Source organism: Mesorhizobium sp. M2C.T.Ca.TU.002.02.1.1 (assembly GCF_003997225.1).
Map to the genome: position 1 here is coordinate 1 of NZ_RZTO01000034.1, position 16,549 is coordinate 16,549.

Consider the following 16,549-nt stretch of genomic DNA (forward strand, 5'->3'; position numbering starts at 1 on the left):
CGGTGAAACGGTCCAGCGCGATCGCCTTCGCCGGTTTGCCGTCGGCTACCATCGCAGCCAGCCGGTGCCCCGTCAGCTCAGTGCATATACTCGACCATGCGGTCGTGGAAGCATTCGCATTTGTTGAGCGTGTCTTCGTCCTTGTAGTTCGTCTTGAGGTAGCCATAGGCCATGCCGCAGGCGACCTTGGCTTCCGAGGCCCAGACGAAGGCAGGACGCGACGAGTTGATCCATTCCGGGCTGTTGGCGACGGCGACCGATTCGTCCATCAGCTTCACCACATGGTCCTTGAGCTCCACCATGTTGTCGGTCAGCACCAGGTCCGAAGTGCCGACGGTGCGGCAATAATTCACCGCCGGCTCGCCGATGATGTCGGCGGCGAAGCCCGTCGACCCGGCCAAGAGCAGCGCCGCGGCCGAAGCCAGCAATCTTGCGGAATGTCTCATGTAAGCCCCTCTTCGAATTGCGAATTCACGGTTCACTAATGCATAGCATGGAAGCGTGGCCTTACGCCACGCCTATACATGCCCCGATTGCGGTTGCGTGTGTATTCCATCATCGTAAAGGATGTTGATCGTGTTGACTGCCGGATGGTTCTGCAGAGTCGCGACCTCCACAAAGTTGGCACCGCCGGTGGCTCCATTAGCGTCGACACTAAGCGCGCCTGTGTTGGCATCATATTTCACGAAGTCAGTGATGCTGCCACCTCCGGTTTGGAACAGCGCCGTCAAGTCGATCTTGTCGCCCTGGCCGCCGATCCCGCTGAAGTCAGTGATCAGATCCTTGATGTCGAGATGGTCGAGCTTGAACGTGTCGGCGCCTGCGCCGCCCGTCATCGTGTCGTGGCCCAAACCGCCGATCAGGAGATCGTTGCCCGAACCGCCGACCAGCACGTCGTCTGCGGAAGTGCCATTCACGGTCATACCTGTCGAGGTGTTTGAACCGCCCAGAAGATCGACGTAAAGCGAATTCGAAGAGGTGTCTCCGTCGCCGTCGGTCGCGGTCACCGTGAACTGCAGATCGGTGCTCGGAATCGTCGTTTCCTGGTTATATGTGATGTTGTTGACGGTGAACGTTGCGTTCCCGGTTACAGCATGGTCATAAGACACTTGGACTTGATTGAACGTTGTTGCGACATACAGCGTGTAAGTGGAGGTTGCGCTGTCAAAATGATACGTATTGAAGAGCGCTGCATTCGATGTCTGTGCCACCTCTATGGAATAGCCAGACGACTTCGGGATATTGATACTGAAATCATGAAGGTCCGTCGCGCCGTCAAAGACTTTAAAGATAACATCTGCGGTACCGTTACCTTGCCATTGTGTCAGATTGAAACGGACATCCGTCTGCTCTTGGGTAAAGGTCAGATGCAGGTTCTCATGTGGATCCATTGACAGTCCGGTGTCACCGACCGCAAAGCCGTTGGCGGATCCCTTGACGTCAGTTGCGACGCCGTTCACATCGCCCGTGATCGTGAGCTGACCGTCTGGTGATGTGAGCGACGGCTGGCCGCCGCCAGTTGACCCGAAAAGAGACCCGTTGAGCGTCGTTTGCTGCAGGAAGCCGACATTATCCAAGTCGAACGTGTAGGTTCCATCCGGGTTGACGAGCAGCGTGAAGAACGAGTTGCTCAATGTCCCACTGGTATTGGTGAAGAATGCATCAAGTTCGACTCCGCCGCTCACGGCGTGCGTTTGATAATAGAATGTGTAATTGTCGCCGTTCCCCGTAACATTCACCTGCGTGACGCCGCCACCGAGTGAACTCGTAGTTAGGTGATAGCCTGTAGCTCCGACGTCGCCGTTATAGACCCCGACCGACATGCCGCCGTTGCCATCAGCGCCAAAGCTAACATCGTAGGTGCCATTGGCGACTTGGTTGTCTTGCGCAACGATGAAAGCGTGGTCGAAGGCTCCTAGCACCGGCGTGTCGTCATTGATGGCGACGGTGAAGTTGGTGGTTCCGGTGGAGCCGTCGGCGTCGGTGACCGTCGCGGTGACGGTGAACGGGATTGTGGTGTCCTCGGTGCCGCTGACCGTGTGCTGGACCGGCTGCAGCAGCGTCATGGTGTAGTCGGCGCCGCTGTCGGTGACGTTCGTCACCGCGATGGTGAACACCTGGTTGGCGGCCACGCTCGGGTCCGTGTTGTGCACGTAGCCGATCAGCTGGCTGCCGTTCCAGACCGTGTCGACGGTCTGCCCGGCCAGTGTCGTCAGGCCCGTCGGGCCGGCCGACAGCGCAACGCTGCCGATGTGATCGGCGCCGAGCGTGTAGGCGATATGTCCCGACAGCACGGGAGAGACCACGTCATTCGGCCCGCCGGCATTGCCGCCGGCGCCGACGATGTCGTCCTCATCGGCGATCAGGTTCGCCGGCGCCGCGCCCATCGTCACCCCGGTGTCGGTCAGCGTCACCTTGAAGGTCGCCGTGGTGGTGTCGCCGTCGCCATCCTTGATGGTGTAGGTGAAGGTCTCGTCGACCGTCGTCCCGTTGGCCACGTTGAGCGTGGTGTTGGTGTAGACCAGGTTGCCGTTGACGATCGTCACCGTGCCGCCATGGTCGCCGGCGCCGATCACCAGCGAGCCCGAGGCCGCCGGGCCGTCCGCGCCGTAATGGTCGTTGCTCAGGATGCCCGCGACCGTGCCGATGGTCAGGCCCGTCACGTTCTCCGCGTGGGTGGCAAGCACGCCGTCGCTCGCCGCCACCGGCGTGTCGTCGACGATCTGAATCGAAAGTGTCGCCGGATCAGAAACGCTGCCGTCGAGGTCGGTGACCTTGACGTCCATGCTGTCGTAGGTGGAGTCCGTGCCGGTGTTCGGATGGGTCTCGTTGTCGAGGAGAGTGTAGGTGTAGCTCACCGCGCCAGTGTTGGCGTCGAAGCCGATGATGGTCAGCGTGTTGCCGTCCGGCGTGCTCACGTCAACATGCACATTGGCGCTGTTGGCCAGGTCCGCGGCTGAGATATCCGTGCCGTTGATGGTCAGCGTCTTGATGCCGTCCGGCGAGGTGATGGTGAAAGTCCCGTTTGCGGCCTCGCTAGGGTCGAGGTTACCGTTGCCGCCGCTGGCGGCGAGTTCGCCCGAGCCGGCCGGTTCGCCATTGCGTGCTGCAAGGCCCGCTTCGTAGACCGTGGCATCGCCGCCTTGGATGTCGGGTGTCAAGCCGCCGATGGTCGGTGTGCCGTCGCCGATGTTGACGGTTAGCGTGGTGTGCGCCAGGTCGCCGTCGCCATCCTTGATGGTGTAAGTGAAGACATCGTTGACGCCGCCGGGGGTGTTCGCGCCGCGGTCATAGGTGTAGGACCCGTCGGCATGTAGCGTCAACACGCCGTACTGACCCTGGATTGCCGTTCCGACCGTCGCCGCGCTGACCAGACTCGCGTTGGTGTCGCCCTTGGCCACGCCCACGACACCGCTTGCGGCATCCTTGCCGTCGGCGCCAAACACGTCGTTCACGAACACATCGCCGTTGATCGCGGCATGGCTGCCGGCCGGCACGTTCCCGATATCCGCGTTCGCCGTCGGCACGTCGTCGATGATCTGGACCGAGAGCGTGCCGGGAAGCGAGACGTCGCCGTCGCTGTCGGTGACCGTCACCGTCATGTCGTCGTAGGTGGAGTTGGTGCCGTCGCCGGCCGGGTGCTGCGCGCTGTGCTCCAGCGTGTAGGTGTAGCTCACCTGGCCGGTCGCGGCATCGTAGCCGTTGATGGTCAGCGTGTTGCCGAGCGGTGTCGTGATGTTGATCGGCGTCGATGCGCTGTTGGCAAGGGCTGCGCCCGAGATCACCTGGTTGTTGATGGTCACCGAGCCGATGCCGTCCGGCGAGGTGATGGTGAAGCTGCCGGTGTTGTGTTCGGAGGCGTCGTCGTCCACCCCAGCGTTGGTGCCCGCCTCTCCCGACCCCGTCGCCCCGGCAGTCTCAAGGCCCTTCTCGTTGACGATGGTGTCGCCGCCGCTGGTCTCAGGGGTCAAATCGCCGATCGTCGGCGTGGAATCGGGCAGCAACCCGGGGAACAGCTCGCGATGTTCCGGCTGCCCGAACGCCAGGTCCGTGGGCGGCAGCAGGGCGGTGAGGCCAAAGCCGTCGCCGATGCCGCCGGCAGGCTGTTCGAAATTGCCGCCCGCGCTGCTCGGCGAGCCGTTGCCGCCGGCCGAGATCGAGCCGTCGGCGCCGAAGGCGACATCGACATGGCTGGCCTCGAGCGCCGCGATCAGCGCCACGCGCGGCACCTCGACATCGCCCAGGATGAAGGTCGGCACGTTGAGCGCGCCGTCCTTGATGACGATCTCGGAACCGTCGGGCTGCTGAAGCACCAGATTGTGGCCGTCGACCTTGATGTTGTCGATCGAGACATTGGCCGGGAGCTTCACCACATTGCCGGCTTCGGCGTGATATTCATGCGGAACGTTCGCAGCCGCGGCATTCGCCGCCGGCGCGTTTGCGGCCGGTGCGTTTCCTTGGGCGGCATTGGAAGCCGCAGCGTTAGCAGGGGCATTCGCATCGGCTGCCGGCTGGTTCGCGGCCGGCGCATTGGCCGCGCCCTGCGCCGGCGCGCCGCTGCCGACATCGACCGGCACCGGCTCGCTCGCCGCCTGGCCGGTGGTCGCCTGCGCGACCTCGACACCCGTCGAGATATGATTTTCAGCGGTGCCCGTGTGCTCGTCCCAGGAATTTGAAACGGCGTCGAATTCGATATTGGTCGTCATAGCTAAAGCCCCTCCGGCATTTCCCGGAAAGAGACATGTCAGGCCCGGACTTTGCAACAGACCTTCAATCTATTTCATATACTGGAATATGTAGAGAATCGCATTTTTTACACTTGGTAAATCGCGATGATATATCCAGTTATGCATGATCTTAAGGAATGCCGGATCCGCTTCGGTGCGGCACGTTGGTTTGGTAAATGAAAGTATAAATTTGAATAAAAATTGATGGAAAATAGAATAGAGTGATTCGCGGAAATTTACCCACCTTCCTTTCCGATAATTTGAGACAAGATTGGTAGCGTCCACAGTCAAAGGTGGGCGTTATGAAAATACAAAAAGCAGCCCCGGGGATGACGGGGATCAGGGTTCTCTTGCTGGCGATCGGCCTTGCCGTTCAGGCAAATCCATCGTCCGCCGGCGTGGATTCAGGGGTGAATCCGGCCCTGCAAAAGGTGCTTGCGCCGGCGAGCCTCGGCGGCGTTTCGCTGGCCCGGATGCAGCCCTGGCAGCCGGCCGCGGCCTACCGGATCGACGACGTCTCGACGGGATACACGGTGTCCCACGAGGTTGAAACGCGTTCGGCCGCCGCGACCGATCCCGGCATCGACCCGATCCAGACCGCCGCGATCATTCCCGGTGTCTTCGGCTCCGTCGCCTTGTCGATGCGCAACTTTCCCGTCGCGGCGCGCTGGGCTCCCGTCTACAGGGCCATCGTCGATTGCACCGCCGGCAGCCCCTGCGACCACGAGAGCCCGGCTTTCGCCGAGATCGTCGACATCGCCGCCGGCAAGGGTTTTCGCGAGAAGCTGTCCTTCGTCAACTCAAGCATCAACCGCCTGATCGCCTATCGCAAGGACAGCGTCGTCTACGGCAAGCTCGACTATTGGGCGAAGCCCTCGGAAATCCTCGAGCATCGCGCCGGCGATTGCGAGGATTTCGCCATATTGAAGATGGCGGCGCTGCTCAGGGCCGGCATCCCGGCGCAGAGCATGTCGCTGGTGGTGCTCCAGGACCGCCGCCGCAAGTTCTTCCATGCCGTCCTGTCGGTAAGCACCGGAAGCGGCGCCTTCATCCTCGACAGCCTCGGCAACGCCGTCATGCGTGACAGCGATCTGCCCGACTATGTTCCGCTCTATTCCTTCAGCACCGATCGCGCCTGGATCCACGGGTCGAAGTCCGGCGCGCAAATGGCCGACATCGCCGGCGGCTTCGCGACGGTCGCTCCGGGCGAAGGATCGCCGGAACCGTCGGTGGCTTCGAGCCCGAGGCAGTAGGCTGGGGCGGCTAGACGTTTCCGCGGAAACTGCCCATCTGCTTGTTGTCGCGCAAGCTCAGCGAACGAAACCACGATGCGCTTTCCCCCAATCGTCCAGTTACTCAACACAGTGATTTTGAAAGATTGCAGGCTTGCCGGGCGAGGCTATCAACGTCCGCTGGATAAGTCAGCGCAAACGCTGGCGATGAGCTGAAGCCTCTCGAACCTCGTCATTCCAGGGCGGAGCAAGGAGCGAAGCGCTTCGCTCCTTGCTCCGCCCGTGGATGACGATCGCGATAGGCGTCTCGGCCAATCCAAGGCCGGAGATCTGCCAACCCACTAACTGGTCGGTAAAGTTCTGTGTTGAGGAACTACCCGTTGAAGACGAAGGCCATCAGCAGTTCCGGCTCGGTGACCGGCGCGCGCACGGCGCTGAGCTGGCCGCGGTAGCGGCGCTCGCCGGCACCGATGACGAAACCGCTGGTGACGGGAGTTTCGCTGTTGGCGTCGAGCCGGGCGAAGATATCGGGAACGTTGAGGTCGAGCGCCAGCTTCAAATCCTGCCGCCCATCTTCGCCGGGCGCGCTCGGCAACTGACGCCTGACCAGTTGCTGGAACGGCGTGTTGAACGCCAGGATCTTCTTCGACGACGACAGCGCGAATGCGGGCGAGGGGCAGGCGACCAGGATCGCGTTGATCGTGCGGATCGACGCGAGCTTGCGCAGTTCCATGCTCTCCTCGGCGAGGCCGCGCATGCAGGCGACCCGGATCGCCGAGGTGAGGTTGCCCTGGTCGGGATGATGTTCGGCGATCTCCTCGACCAGCATGCCGATCGTGCATTTGCGGCTTTCGGCCATCTGCTTCAGCGACACCCAGAAGGCGCGCTCCAGCCGGATGCCGCGACGCACGCCGCCGCGCGCCACGACGCGGAATTCCGGGCCGAAATCCTCGGCCGCGAGGGCCGGCAGCAGCCGTTCGCGCGGAGTGTCCGGGCGGATGGCGCTATCGTTCACTCATCGCCTCCTGACGCGCCTTGTTGATGGGCTTCAAAAGATAGTTGAGGATCGTCTTGCGTCCGGTCTTGATGTCGACCGAGCAGATCATGCCGGGAATGATCGAATAGGTCTTGCCGTTCCGTGTCAGCGTCGACTTCTCGGTGGCAACCCGCACCTGGTAGTACGGCTCGCCCGTCTTCTGGTCGACGAGGCTGTCGGCGGTGATGTTGGAGACCTTGCCCTCGATGCCGCCGAAGATCGAGAAATCATAGGCCGTGACCTTGATGAGCGCCTCCTGGTCCGGCTGGATGAAGGCGACGTCGCGCGGCGAAACCCGGGCCTCCACCAGCAGCGTCTCGGAGGTCGGCACGATGCCGGCCACCACCGCGCCCGGCTGCACGAAGGCGCCGAGCGTGTTGACGTCGAGCGTGTTGACGATGCCGTCGACCGGCGAGCGGATGTCGGTGCGCGCCACCTTGTCGGTGGCGCCGCGGATGGTCTCGTCGACCACGGAAAGATCGGCGAGCGCCTGCGTCAGGTCGCTCAATGCCTCCTGCTGCAATTGCAGGCCCAGTTCGTTCACCTGAAGCTGCGCCTCGGTGATCGCGGCCTTGCTCTTCTTGATGGTCTCGCCGGCCAGGTTGAGCTGGCCGTGCAGGTCCGTCTGCTCCCGCTCGACCCGGATCTGCTCAGTCTTGGCCATCAGGCCCTTCTTCACCATGGATTCGACGAGCGCCGTCTCCTGGTCGCTGACGGCCAGGCTCTTGGACAGGCGATCGGCATTGGCGGTGGCCTCGTCCAGCTCCTTCTCGCGCTGGTCGAGCCGCGATTTGAGAACCGACAGCTTGACCTCGAAATTGTCGCGGCGCGCGACGAGCAGCTTTTGCTCGTTGTCGCAGATCTCCGGCGCGACCTTCTGGATTTCCGCGGGGCAGGGGAACGACCCTTCGACATTGCCGCTCTGCTCGAACTGCAGCCGGGCGATGCGCGCCTGCAGCGCCCGCGCCTTGGCCTGCTCCTCGCCAAGGCTCGACGTGTTGCCCGAATTGTCGAGACGGATGATGAGATCGTTCTTCTTGACGGTCTGGCCGATCTGGACGGCGATCTCCTGCACCACGCCGGCCTCGCTGGCCTGGATGATCTGCGTCTTCGAGGCGGGTATCACCTTGCCTTCGCCGCGCGCGATCTCGTCCACCTCGGCAAAGGATGCCCATGCCGTGAAGCACACGAACAGCGCTCCGATGATGTAGACGGAGGCCGAGGCGAATAGAGGTGGCCGGTCTTCCCTTGCAAGCATGTCTATACGTTCCGGTCAGGCACTGCCCTTCTGCAGTGCCTGGATGACTTGTTCCTTCGGCCCGTCGGCGACGACGCGGCCCTGGTCGATGACGATGAGGCGGTCGGCAAGCTCCAGCATGCTGTAGCGATGGGTCGACACGATCAGCGTCGTGTCGCGGTCGAACGCCACCTTGAGCTGCTTGATCAACTGCCGTTCCGAAGCGAGGTCCATCGACCCCGACGGCTCGTCCAGGAAGACGATCTTCGGCTTGGTCAAAAGCAGCCGCGCGATCGCCACCGACTGCCTTTGCCCGCCCGACAGATTGGTGCCCCGCTCGCCGACATTCATGTCGTAGCCGCGCGGATGCCGCGAGACGAAGTCGTCGACGCCGGCGGCTTTCGCCGCATCGATGATCTCCTCGTCGGTCGCTTCCGGCGCCGCCATCAGGAGGTTCTCCTTGATGGTTCCTGAAAACAGGTCGCCGGCCTGCGCGACGATGCCGACCGCGGCGCGGACCTCCGAGGGGTGGTATTGGCGGATGTCGATGCCGTCGATGAGCAGCTCCCCCGACGTCGGCAGGAAGAGCCGGCCGATCAGCCGGCCCATCGTGGTCTTGCCGGAGCCGATGCGGCCGATGATGCCGACCCGCTCGCCGGGCCGGACCGCGATGTTGAGCCCGCTCAGAACCTCGTTTTCCGTGCCCGGATAGGCAAAGCCGACATTCCTGAAGACGAGCGCGCCGCTGCGGATCGGCCGGTTGACGAAGCCGACCGTGTCGGGGCGATCCTCCGGCTGCGACATGATCGTGTTGATGATCCTGAGCGACAGCATCGCCTGCCGGAACCGGGCAAGCGTGATGGCGATCTGGCCGAGCGGCGCCACGGCGCGGCCGGCGAGCATCACGGTGCCGATGATGGCGCCGGTCGAGACCTGGCCTTCCGAGAACGCATAGGCGCCGGCAACCACCAGGGCGACAGTGACGAATTGCTGGATGGCGCCGGTGATGTTGCCGGCCGCCGCCGAGAGCTCCTTGATCTTCTCCGACGTGTTGGCCGCGTTCTTCGAATGCTCGCCCCATTTGCGCAGGAGATAGGCTTCGGCGCGCAGCGACTTGATCGTCTCAAGCGTGGAAATGGATTCGACCAGAAGGGCCTGGCGCTGGGAGGCTTCGTTCATCGAGGCGGCGACCCGCTTGCCGATGCGCCGCTGCGTGACCAGCCCGACGATGACCGAAATGACGAAGGCCAGCGCCGGTATGATCACCAGCCAGCCGCCGATGGCGTAGATCACGGCCAGGAAGACGAAGACGAAGATCGTGTCGATGAAGACGCTGATCGTGTTCGAGGTGAAGAACTCGCGCACGAACTCGTATTGCGTGACCCGGTTTGCATATTCGCCCGTCGACCCGGGCCGCGCCGAAAGCGAGGAATTCAGCACTTTCTCGAACAGCAGATAGGAGATTCGCAGGTCCGCCTTGCGGCCGGCATAGTCGATCAGCGATGCCCTGGCCGTCTTCAGCAGCAGGTCGAACAGGATCGCCGCGCCGATGCCGAGCGCCAGCACCCAAAGCGTCGAGATCGCCTTGTTCGGCAGGATGCGGTCGTAGACGTTCATGGTGAAGATCGGCGAGGCGATCGCCAAGAGATTGATGAAGACCGCCGACAGCACCACCTTGGAATAGGTGCGCCAGAACGCCCCCATGGTGCCGGTCAGCCAGTGGCGCCTTTCGATCCGCGCGGCGGTGCCGACCGTCATCTCCTCGGCCTGGTTGGCATAGGTGATCGAGAAGGACGTGCCGCCGCTGATATAGTTTTCGGCGAGTTCCGCCCTGTCGATCGTGGTGCGGCCGTTCTCCTGCGGCGCCGTAAGATATTGCCCGCCCTCGATTTCCGCCAGGAGAGCGACCGGCAACTGGCTGACGCGGAAGACGATCGCCGGAAGGTCGAAGCGGCCGCGCAGGAAATCGCGATGGCTGAAATCCTGGGCCTCCAGGCCGATGCGTTCGGCCAGATGGCGGATTTCCTCCGGTTCGATGCGGGTCTCCGAAATTGGCACGCCTGCAAACAACACTGTTTCCGCGCTCGGCCGGCCGAGATAGGCCGCAACGGCGCAGAAGCAGGCTTTGAAAGCCTCCTTGGGCGACAGGATATGAGGTTGCTGGTTCACGATCCGCCCCGAAGGACTGAGGGATCGATGCTTACATTAGCTACTTTTTCCTGACCGGCGCGAGGATGTCGAACGGCAGATCGTTCTTCTGCTCCGACGGCGTGCGCGCATAAGTCTCGGTATCGGCCGTAGCCGGCACACCGAATTCCTCACGGGCGTAGGCCGCGGACTGCTTGGCCGGCTGGATGTTGAGCGTCTTCAGCAATTCCCCGGTTGCGGCCAGCAGCCGGTACTGGGCAAACAGCGATGCGTAGGACGACGTGTCGGCCAGTGTCGCGGTGTTGAAGCGCGTGTTCTGGGCATCGAGCACGTCAAGCAGTGAGCGCTGTCCGACCTTGAACTGCTCGCGATAGGAAGCGACGAGCTTTTCGTTGGTGGCTGCCTGCTGGCGCAGTGTCTTTGCCAGTTCCGCCTGGCGGAAGCGGCGGTCCCATGAGGTGCGCACGGCTTCCTCGATCTCGCGTAGCACCTGGTGCATCGCAAGACGCTGCTCGCTGGTGCGGCGGATCTGTTCCTGTTCGTTGGCCTTGTCGATGCCGCCGCGATAGAGGTTCCAGCGCAGCACCACCCGCGCCTGCAGGTCGCTCGCATCGCCATTGTCGCCATCGATGTCATAGCCGCCCCGGGCGACGCCCTCGGCGGTGATCGTGGGGCCGTATTTCGCCCGCGCCGCATCGACGAGCGAAGCGGCGGCGTCGATATCGCTGTTGGCCATATGGACGCGCGGATTGTTCTGCCTGGCGAGCCCGATCGCATCGTCCAGCGACCGCGGCAGGGCGGCCGAGACATCGGCCGGCCGCGACGCGTTGGTCAGCGGCTTGCCGACATTCTTGAAGAAGCGGATCTTGGCCGCCTCGAGTTCTTCGGTTGCCTCCTGCATCCGCGCCTTGGCGGCAAAAAGGCGTTCCTCGGCCTGCTGCCGGTCGGCCTCGTTGAGCGCGCCGCCCGCAATGCCTTGCTTGATGTCGCCGAGGATGGACTGATGGAAGCCAAGGTTCTTCTTGGCTTCGGCCACGATCGAGGCCTGCAGCATGTATTCAAGATAGTCCTGGACCACCGCGAGCCCGATGAATTCGGACCGTTCCAGAACCCGGAAGGATGCTCCATCGACCCGCGAGGCCTGGCGGTTCAGTTCCGCCCGCCTTGCGCCGCTGTCATAAAGCGTCTGCGAGACGGTGAGGTCGGCCTCGTTGGGATAGAGGGCTTTGTGATCCTCGTCGAGCGCGCGCCTCGTATCATTGTCCAGGCGGCGAACGCCGGTCGACGCTTCCAGATCGACGCTGGGAAGATAAAGGCCTTTCGCCTGGCGCAGCTCGAATTCGATCGCTTCGCGGTTTTCGATCGCCTGTCCAATCTCCGGATTGGATTCCACTGCGACGGCAACGGCTTCTTTGAGTGTGAGTGCGCTGGCGCTTCCACAAGCCAGCATCGACACCGTGACGGCGAGCGCAAGGCTCCAGCCGACGGTCACTTTACCCGTCCTGGTCATTTCTACCCCGTGACTATCCCCGCGCCATTGTTTTTTTATTGGCGCTTATTTGCCCAAGCCTGCCACCGGAGCTTTCGACCAGTATCTATCAGATTTTTCGCGGTTGTGAGCATATAATGGATTAGACACCCCTTAAAATTGCAATTCCGGGCATTAGGGCCAAAACCTGTAGCAAAAATGGCACAGAAACCGAGTGCGTCCGTCTGGGCTTTTCCAGTTCAAAGCGCGCTGCAATGGTTAACGGTCTGAAAGAAACGGCGAATCGTGCGGCTGCCATGCACGAGCTCCCGCGAAATCTGCTGCGGCCTTGCAAAGCATTCGCAAGAAATCGCCATGTCGGGCTGGTTTGATTGGCAAACGCGGATCGTTCCCTGTATTGCGGGTCGGAGCAAAAAAGCCGTGAGTTTTCTTGCATGACCAATATCGCCTTGACCGGACTTGCCCGCGATCTCGCCCGCCGCGCCGCCGAGGACAGGCCGGTGCGCATCGGCGTCATCGGCTCCGGCGAGATGGGGACCGATCTGGTGACGCAGGGCATGCTGATGCCGGGCATTTCGATCACGGCCATTTCCACGCGGCGCCCGCACACCGCCCGCGAGGCGATCCGCATCGCCTATGGCGACGAGGCGACGGCGGTAGAGGCCGAAACCGCTTCCAAGGTCACCCAGGCGATCGAAGCCGGCAGGATCGCCATCACCTCGAACGAGATGCTGGTCACCAACCCGCTGATCGACGTCGTCATCGACGCCACCGGCAAGCCGGGGGTCGCCGCCGATTTCGACTTGATGGCCATGGAGCATGGCAAGCATCTGGTGATGATGAATGTCGAGGCCGACGTGACCATCGGCTGCTACCTGAAACAGCAGGCCGACCGGTTGGGGGTTATCTACTCCGTCGGCGCCGGCGACGAACCTTCGAGCTGCATGGAGCTGATCGAATTCGCCTCGGCGCTCGGGCTGAGCATCGTCGCTGCCGGCAAGGGCAAGAACAATCCGCTCAACCATGACGCCGTTCCGGACGATTATCGGGAGGAGGCTGCCCGACGCAACATGAACCCGCGCATGCTGGTCGAGTTCGTCGACGGCTCGAAGACCATGGTCGAGATGTGCGCCATCGCCAATGCCACCGGCCTGGTCCCGGATGTTCCCGGCATGCACGGTCCCAAGGCTGATCGCGATCAACTGGCCAGGGTGCTGATCCCGAAAGAGGATGGCGGCCTCCTGTCGAGGAAAGGCGTCGTCGACTACACGATCGGCAAGGGGGTGGCGCCGGGCGTCTTCGTCATCGTCGAGGCGATGCACCCGCGCGTCGTCGAGCGCATGGACGATCTGCATGTCGGCAAGGGCCCTTATTACGGCCTGTTCCGACCCTATCACCTGACCTCGCTGGAGGTGCCGCTCACCGCCGCCCGCATCATGCTCCATGGCAAGCCCGACATGGTGCCTCTGCCGAGGCCGGTGGCGGAAGTCTGCGCGGTCGCCAAGCGTGATCTCGCCGCCGGCGAGACCTTCGATGCCATCGGCGAGACCTGCTACCGCTCCTGGACCATGACGATCGCCGATGCGCGGACGAGCCGCGCCGTGCCGGTCGGCTTGCTCGAAGGCGGTAAGGTGCTGAAGCCGGTGAAGAAGGGCGAGTTGCTGACCGAGGACAATGCCGCGCCGGACCGGTCAACGAGGCTCTACGCCCTGCGCCGGCTGCAGGACGACATGCTCTACGGAGCGAAGATCGGCTCGCCAGCCCTGTCGGGCTGAACCGCTATCTCTTTGTTTCTAGGCAATTCCGGACGGAAAACCGCTCACACTTTTCCTGGAATTGCTCTATTTGCGCAGCTCCGCCTCGATTTCGTCCAGCGCCTTGTCCTTGCCGATGCCGGTGAGGAAGGCGAGCCCCTTGATCACGGGCTTTTTCACGGATGCCGAGATCGGCGTGGTGGAGACGATGAAGTCGACGCTGTCGGCCAATCCGGGCACTTCCGTGGCCTTGGCCTGCTGCGCATGAAAGGTCAGGCCGCGCTTCTTCATCGCTTCCGTCACCGCTGCGTTGACCGCCGTCGAGGTCGCGACACCCGTGCCGCAGGCAAAAAGAATGGTTTTCTGTCTGGACATGTTCTTTCCTTTGTCAGCCGAGAATGGCGCGGACGTCCTCGAAGGTCCTGGCCGTCCTCAAGCCATCCAGCGCCGCGGAGTTCTGGATGGTGGCCATGACGGTCTGCAGCGTGTCAATCTGCTTGTCCTTGTCGTTGATGGCAAGCAGGAAGACGAAACCCACCGGCAGCTTCTCGTCGGGATCTTCCATATTGGCGAAGGGGACGGGCCGCTTGAGTGTGCCCATCGCGACGCCCGGTTTCAGCACATGTTCGGGGTCGGTATGCGGAACGGCGACATTGTCGGCGCGCTCCAGCGGCAGGCCTGTCGGTATCGTCATCTCGCGCCGCACGACGGCGTCGGCGTAGCTGCTCTTGACGTAGCCCAGCGCCTCCAGCCTGGAGGCCAGGATGCGGATGATCTCCTCGTTGGTCGAGGCATCGGAGCCGAGGACGACCGCCTCGGGGTCCAGCAGTTGGATCAGGCCATTCGACAAGGGCTACTCCATGCGATGCGGACCGTGCGCCCCGCAATATCGGTTTCGGGGAGCACGGTCGTGTCAGGTCAGGCCTGGCCGGCTCAGGCCGCGCCTTCGGCCGGCTCGTCCTCGGCGCCGGCGGCGCGTTCCCAGCCGAGCGGGTTGCGGCGGTAGAACAGGAACAGCGCCGCGATGATCGCCGCGATGACGACGATGCCGATCACGCCCAGCCCCTGGATCGCTTCGATGATCACATAGGGAACCCAGAGGAAGCCGTCGACCACCGAGGTGATCTGCAGCGCATCCGCCGGCAGCTTGAAGCCGGAAGCGACGGCCGCGCTCGTGAACAGCGGCGCCAGAGCGTTGGCGACGTAGAAGCCGACGGCGAGCGTCACCGTGCCGATCACCACCATGCGGAAGACATTGCCCCTGACCAGCGGCGCGGTCATCGCGACGATGAAGGGGATGACGGCAAGGTCGGCGAACAGGATGACGCGGTTGCCTGGCAGGATGATCGACAGGATGATCGCGATCGGCACCAGGATCAGCGACGACGAGATCGCCGCCGGATGGCCGATCAGGATGGCGGAGTCGAGCCCGACCAGCAGTTCGCGGTCGCCGGTGCGCTTGCGCACGAATTCCTGCGCGGCGTCCGAAACCGGGAGCAGGCCTTCCATCAGGATCTTCACCATGCGCGGCAGGAGCAGCATCACGGCCGCCAGCGTCATGCCGGTGCCGAGCACCTTGGCCAGCACGGTGCCGAGGTCGCCGGCGTTGTAGAAGGCGATGAGGCCGAGCACCAGGCCGATGATCAGCCCGAGTATCACCGGCTCGCCGAAGACGCCGAAGCGGCGCTCGATGGTCTCGGTGCTGATGTTGATGCGGTTGATCCCCGGGATGCGGTCCATGATCCAGTTGAGGACGATGGCGATCGGCAGGATCTGCGCCGAGGCGAGATGCGGCACCGAAATGCCGGGCACGCCGTAGAACTGCTGCACCGCGCGCGCCGACCAGTCGGCGAAGAGCAGGGCAAGTGCCGCGACAAGCGCGGCAATGATGATGCCGTAAGCCAGGTTGTTGGTGGCGGCGACCACCAGCGAGCCGACGAAGGCGAAGTGCCAGAAATTCCAGACGTCGACATTGAGCGTGCGTGTCATGCGCGTCAGCAGGAGCGCGATGTTGACCAGGATGCCGACCGGAATGACCCAGAGGCCGACGGACGAGCCGAAGGCGATCGCGGCGGCGGACGGCCAGCCGACATCGATGATGTCGCGATGGATGCCGGTGTTGGTGACGATCGCCTTGGCGACGTCGCCGATCGAGGTGAACATCAGGCCGAGCACGAGGTTGATGCCGATGAAGGCGACGCCGATGGTGATGGCGGCGCGGAAAGCCTTGCTGACCTTGGCTCCAAGGACCACGGCGATGATGAAAATGACGATCGGCAAGAGCACGGTGGCGCCGAGCGTGTCGATGGCGCCTTTTAAGCCTGCAAGTATGGTGTCCATTCTACCTCCCCAGGGACATCGGCTTCGGCCCGAAGCGTGATGATGCCCGCAATTCAATGACGCCTCGGCCTTTCCGGCGGAGGCACTCCCCACTCGCCGACGAGGCAGGCATGTTCAGTCGGACGAATGAACATTTGCTTTTGTCAGCGAACGAAAGTTTTATCTGGGTGGCCTATGCCAAAGTCAATCGGCAATCCTTGGGCCAAAGGGAAACCCACCGATTGTTTGGGGAAATCGGGCGTTTCACCGTTTCACGGAAACGGCGAAACGCCCTATCTCTTGGTTTCTACGCAATTCCAGACGGAAAACCGCTCACACTTTCCTGGAATTGCTCTTAGCCGGCATGCCAGTCGTCGATCCGACGGATTTGGCGCATGCCGGGCTGGGCTGTTTGTCGGATTGGTTGGGCGCTACTTGCCGAGCTCTATCGACCGCAGCCGCGCCGCTTCCACGGCCTCGGTGACCAGCTTGGTCAGGCGGTCGCCGCCCATCAGCACGCCGAGCGCGGCGGCGGTGGTGCCGTTGGGACTTGTCACCTGCTGGCGCAGCACGCCCGGCTCCTCGTCCGCTTCCGCGGCCAGCGAAG

At 62.9% G+C, this 16,549-nt stretch carries 12 protein-coding genes; 2 read left to right on the top strand and 10 right to left on the bottom strand.

Annotated features, from left to right (window positions below; genetic code table 11):
• Positions 1–77 precede the first annotated feature (77 nt).
• Both EOD07_RS03385 and EOD07_RS39025 read right to left on the bottom strand, forming a co-directional pair.
• A complete protein-coding gene (locus EOD07_RS03385; protein ID WP_040989379.1) occupies positions 78–446 on the bottom strand; it encodes a hypothetical protein in 369 nt (122 codons plus the stop codon).
• A gap of 72 nt (positions 447–518) precedes the next feature.
• Positions 519–4,706, bottom strand: coding sequence for an Ig-like domain-containing protein (locus EOD07_RS39025; RefSeq protein ID WP_127233959.1), 4,188 nt, complete (start codon positions 4,704–4,706; stop codon positions 519–521).
• Between the two features lie 350 nt (positions 4,707–5,056).
• Here EOD07_RS39025 and EOD07_RS03395 point away from each other — a divergent pair, with 350 nt between their 5' ends.
• A complete protein-coding gene (locus EOD07_RS03395; RefSeq protein WP_348627729.1) occupies positions 5,057–5,980 on the top strand; it encodes a transglutaminase-like cysteine peptidase in 924 nt (307 codons plus the stop codon).
• A gap of 352 nt (positions 5,981–6,332) precedes the next feature.
• Here EOD07_RS03395 and EOD07_RS03400 read toward each other — a convergent pair whose 3' ends face one another.
• Genes EOD07_RS03400 through EOD07_RS03415 form a run of 4 tightly spaced genes read right to left on the bottom strand, consistent with a single transcriptional unit; the run spans position 6,333 to position 11,830 of the window.
• On the bottom strand, positions 6,333–6,974 hold the full coding sequence (locus tag EOD07_RS03400; protein WP_127233961.1) for a ribbon-helix-helix domain-containing protein: 642 nt from the start codon (positions 6,972–6,974) through the stop codon (positions 6,333–6,335).
• Positions 6,964–8,253 (bottom strand): HlyD family type I secretion periplasmic adaptor subunit, encoded by a 1,290-nt coding sequence (locus EOD07_RS03405; protein ID WP_127233962.1) that lies wholly within the window; start codon positions 8,251–8,253, stop codon positions 6,964–6,966. Before EOD07_RS03405 ends, EOD07_RS03400 begins: the two co-directional genes overlap by 11 nt.
• A gap of 15 nt (positions 8,254–8,268) precedes the next feature.
• Entirely contained in the window at positions 8,269–10,401 is a 2,133-nt protein-coding gene (locus EOD07_RS03410; protein ID WP_127233963.1) for a type I secretion system permease/ATPase, read from the bottom strand.
• 40 nt (positions 10,402–10,441) lie between these two features.
• The gene (locus tag EOD07_RS03415; RefSeq protein ID WP_245469812.1) at positions 10,442–11,830 is read right to left on the bottom strand and encodes a TolC family protein; all 1,389 of its coding nucleotides are present in this window, start codon (positions 11,828–11,830) and stop codon (positions 10,442–10,444) included.
• 473 nt (positions 11,831–12,303) lie between these two features.
• On the opposite strand from EOD07_RS03415, the gene EOD07_RS03420 reads away from it, so the two are divergent.
• Complete coding sequence (locus tag EOD07_RS03420) at positions 12,304–13,644, top strand: NAD(P)H-dependent oxidoreductase (RefSeq protein WP_127233965.1); 1,341 nt, start codon at positions 12,304–12,306, stop codon at positions 13,642–13,644.
• Positions 13,645–13,710: 66 nt separating this feature from the next.
• Here the strand turns inward: EOD07_RS03420 and EOD07_RS03425 are convergent, their stop codons facing one another.
• From EOD07_RS03425 to EOD07_RS03440, 4 genes are all read right to left on the bottom strand, one after another.
• Positions 13,711–13,998: a PTS sugar transporter subunit IIB gene (locus EOD07_RS03425; protein WP_127233966.1), complete on the bottom strand. Its 288-nt coding sequence runs from the start codon at positions 13,996–13,998 to the stop codon at positions 13,711–13,713.
• Between the two features lie 13 nt (positions 13,999–14,011).
• Entirely contained in the window at positions 14,012–14,473 is a 462-nt protein-coding gene (locus EOD07_RS03430; RefSeq protein WP_040988127.1) for a PTS sugar transporter subunit IIA, read from the bottom strand.
• An 83-nt stretch (positions 14,474–14,556) separates the two neighbouring features.
• Positions 14,557–15,963, bottom strand: coding sequence for a PTS transporter subunit IIC (locus EOD07_RS03435; protein ID WP_040988129.1), 1,407 nt, complete (start codon positions 15,961–15,963; stop codon positions 14,557–14,559).
• A gap of 410 nt (positions 15,964–16,373) precedes the next feature.
• A partial coding sequence (locus EOD07_RS03440; RefSeq protein ID WP_281059036.1) for a pyrroline-5-carboxylate reductase dimerization domain-containing protein occupies positions 16,374–16,549 on the bottom strand: 176 nt, incomplete at its 5' end.

Coding starts and splice junctions, on each gene's coding strand:
- EOD07_RS03385 (WP_040989379.1), bottom strand. CDS start 446: ATGAGACATTCCGCAAGATTGCTGGCTTCGGCCGCGGCGCTGCTCTTG.
- EOD07_RS39025 (WP_127233959.1), bottom strand. CDS start 4,706: ATGACGACCAATATCGAATTCGACGCCGTTTCAAATTCCTGGGACGAG.
- EOD07_RS03395 (WP_348627729.1), top strand. CDS start 5,057: ATGACGGGGATCAGGGTTCTCTTGCTGGCGATCGGCCTTGCCGTTCAG.
- EOD07_RS03405 (WP_127233962.1), bottom strand. CDS start 8,253: ATGCTTGCAAGGGAAGACCGGCCACCTCTATTCGCCTCGGCCTCCGTC.
- EOD07_RS03415 (WP_245469812.1), bottom strand. CDS start 11,830: ATGCTGGCTTGTGGAAGCGCCAGCGCACTCACACTCAAAGAAGCCGTT.
- EOD07_RS03420 (WP_127233965.1), top strand. CDS start 12,304: ATGACCAATATCGCCTTGACCGGACTTGCCCGCGATCTCGCCCGCCGC.
- EOD07_RS03425 (WP_127233966.1), bottom strand. CDS start 13,998: ATGTCCAGACAGAAAACCATTCTTTTTGCCTGCGGCACGGGTGTCGCG.
- EOD07_RS03435 (WP_040988129.1), bottom strand. CDS start 15,963: ATGGACACCATACTTGCAGGCTTAAAAGGCGCCATCGACACGCTCGGC.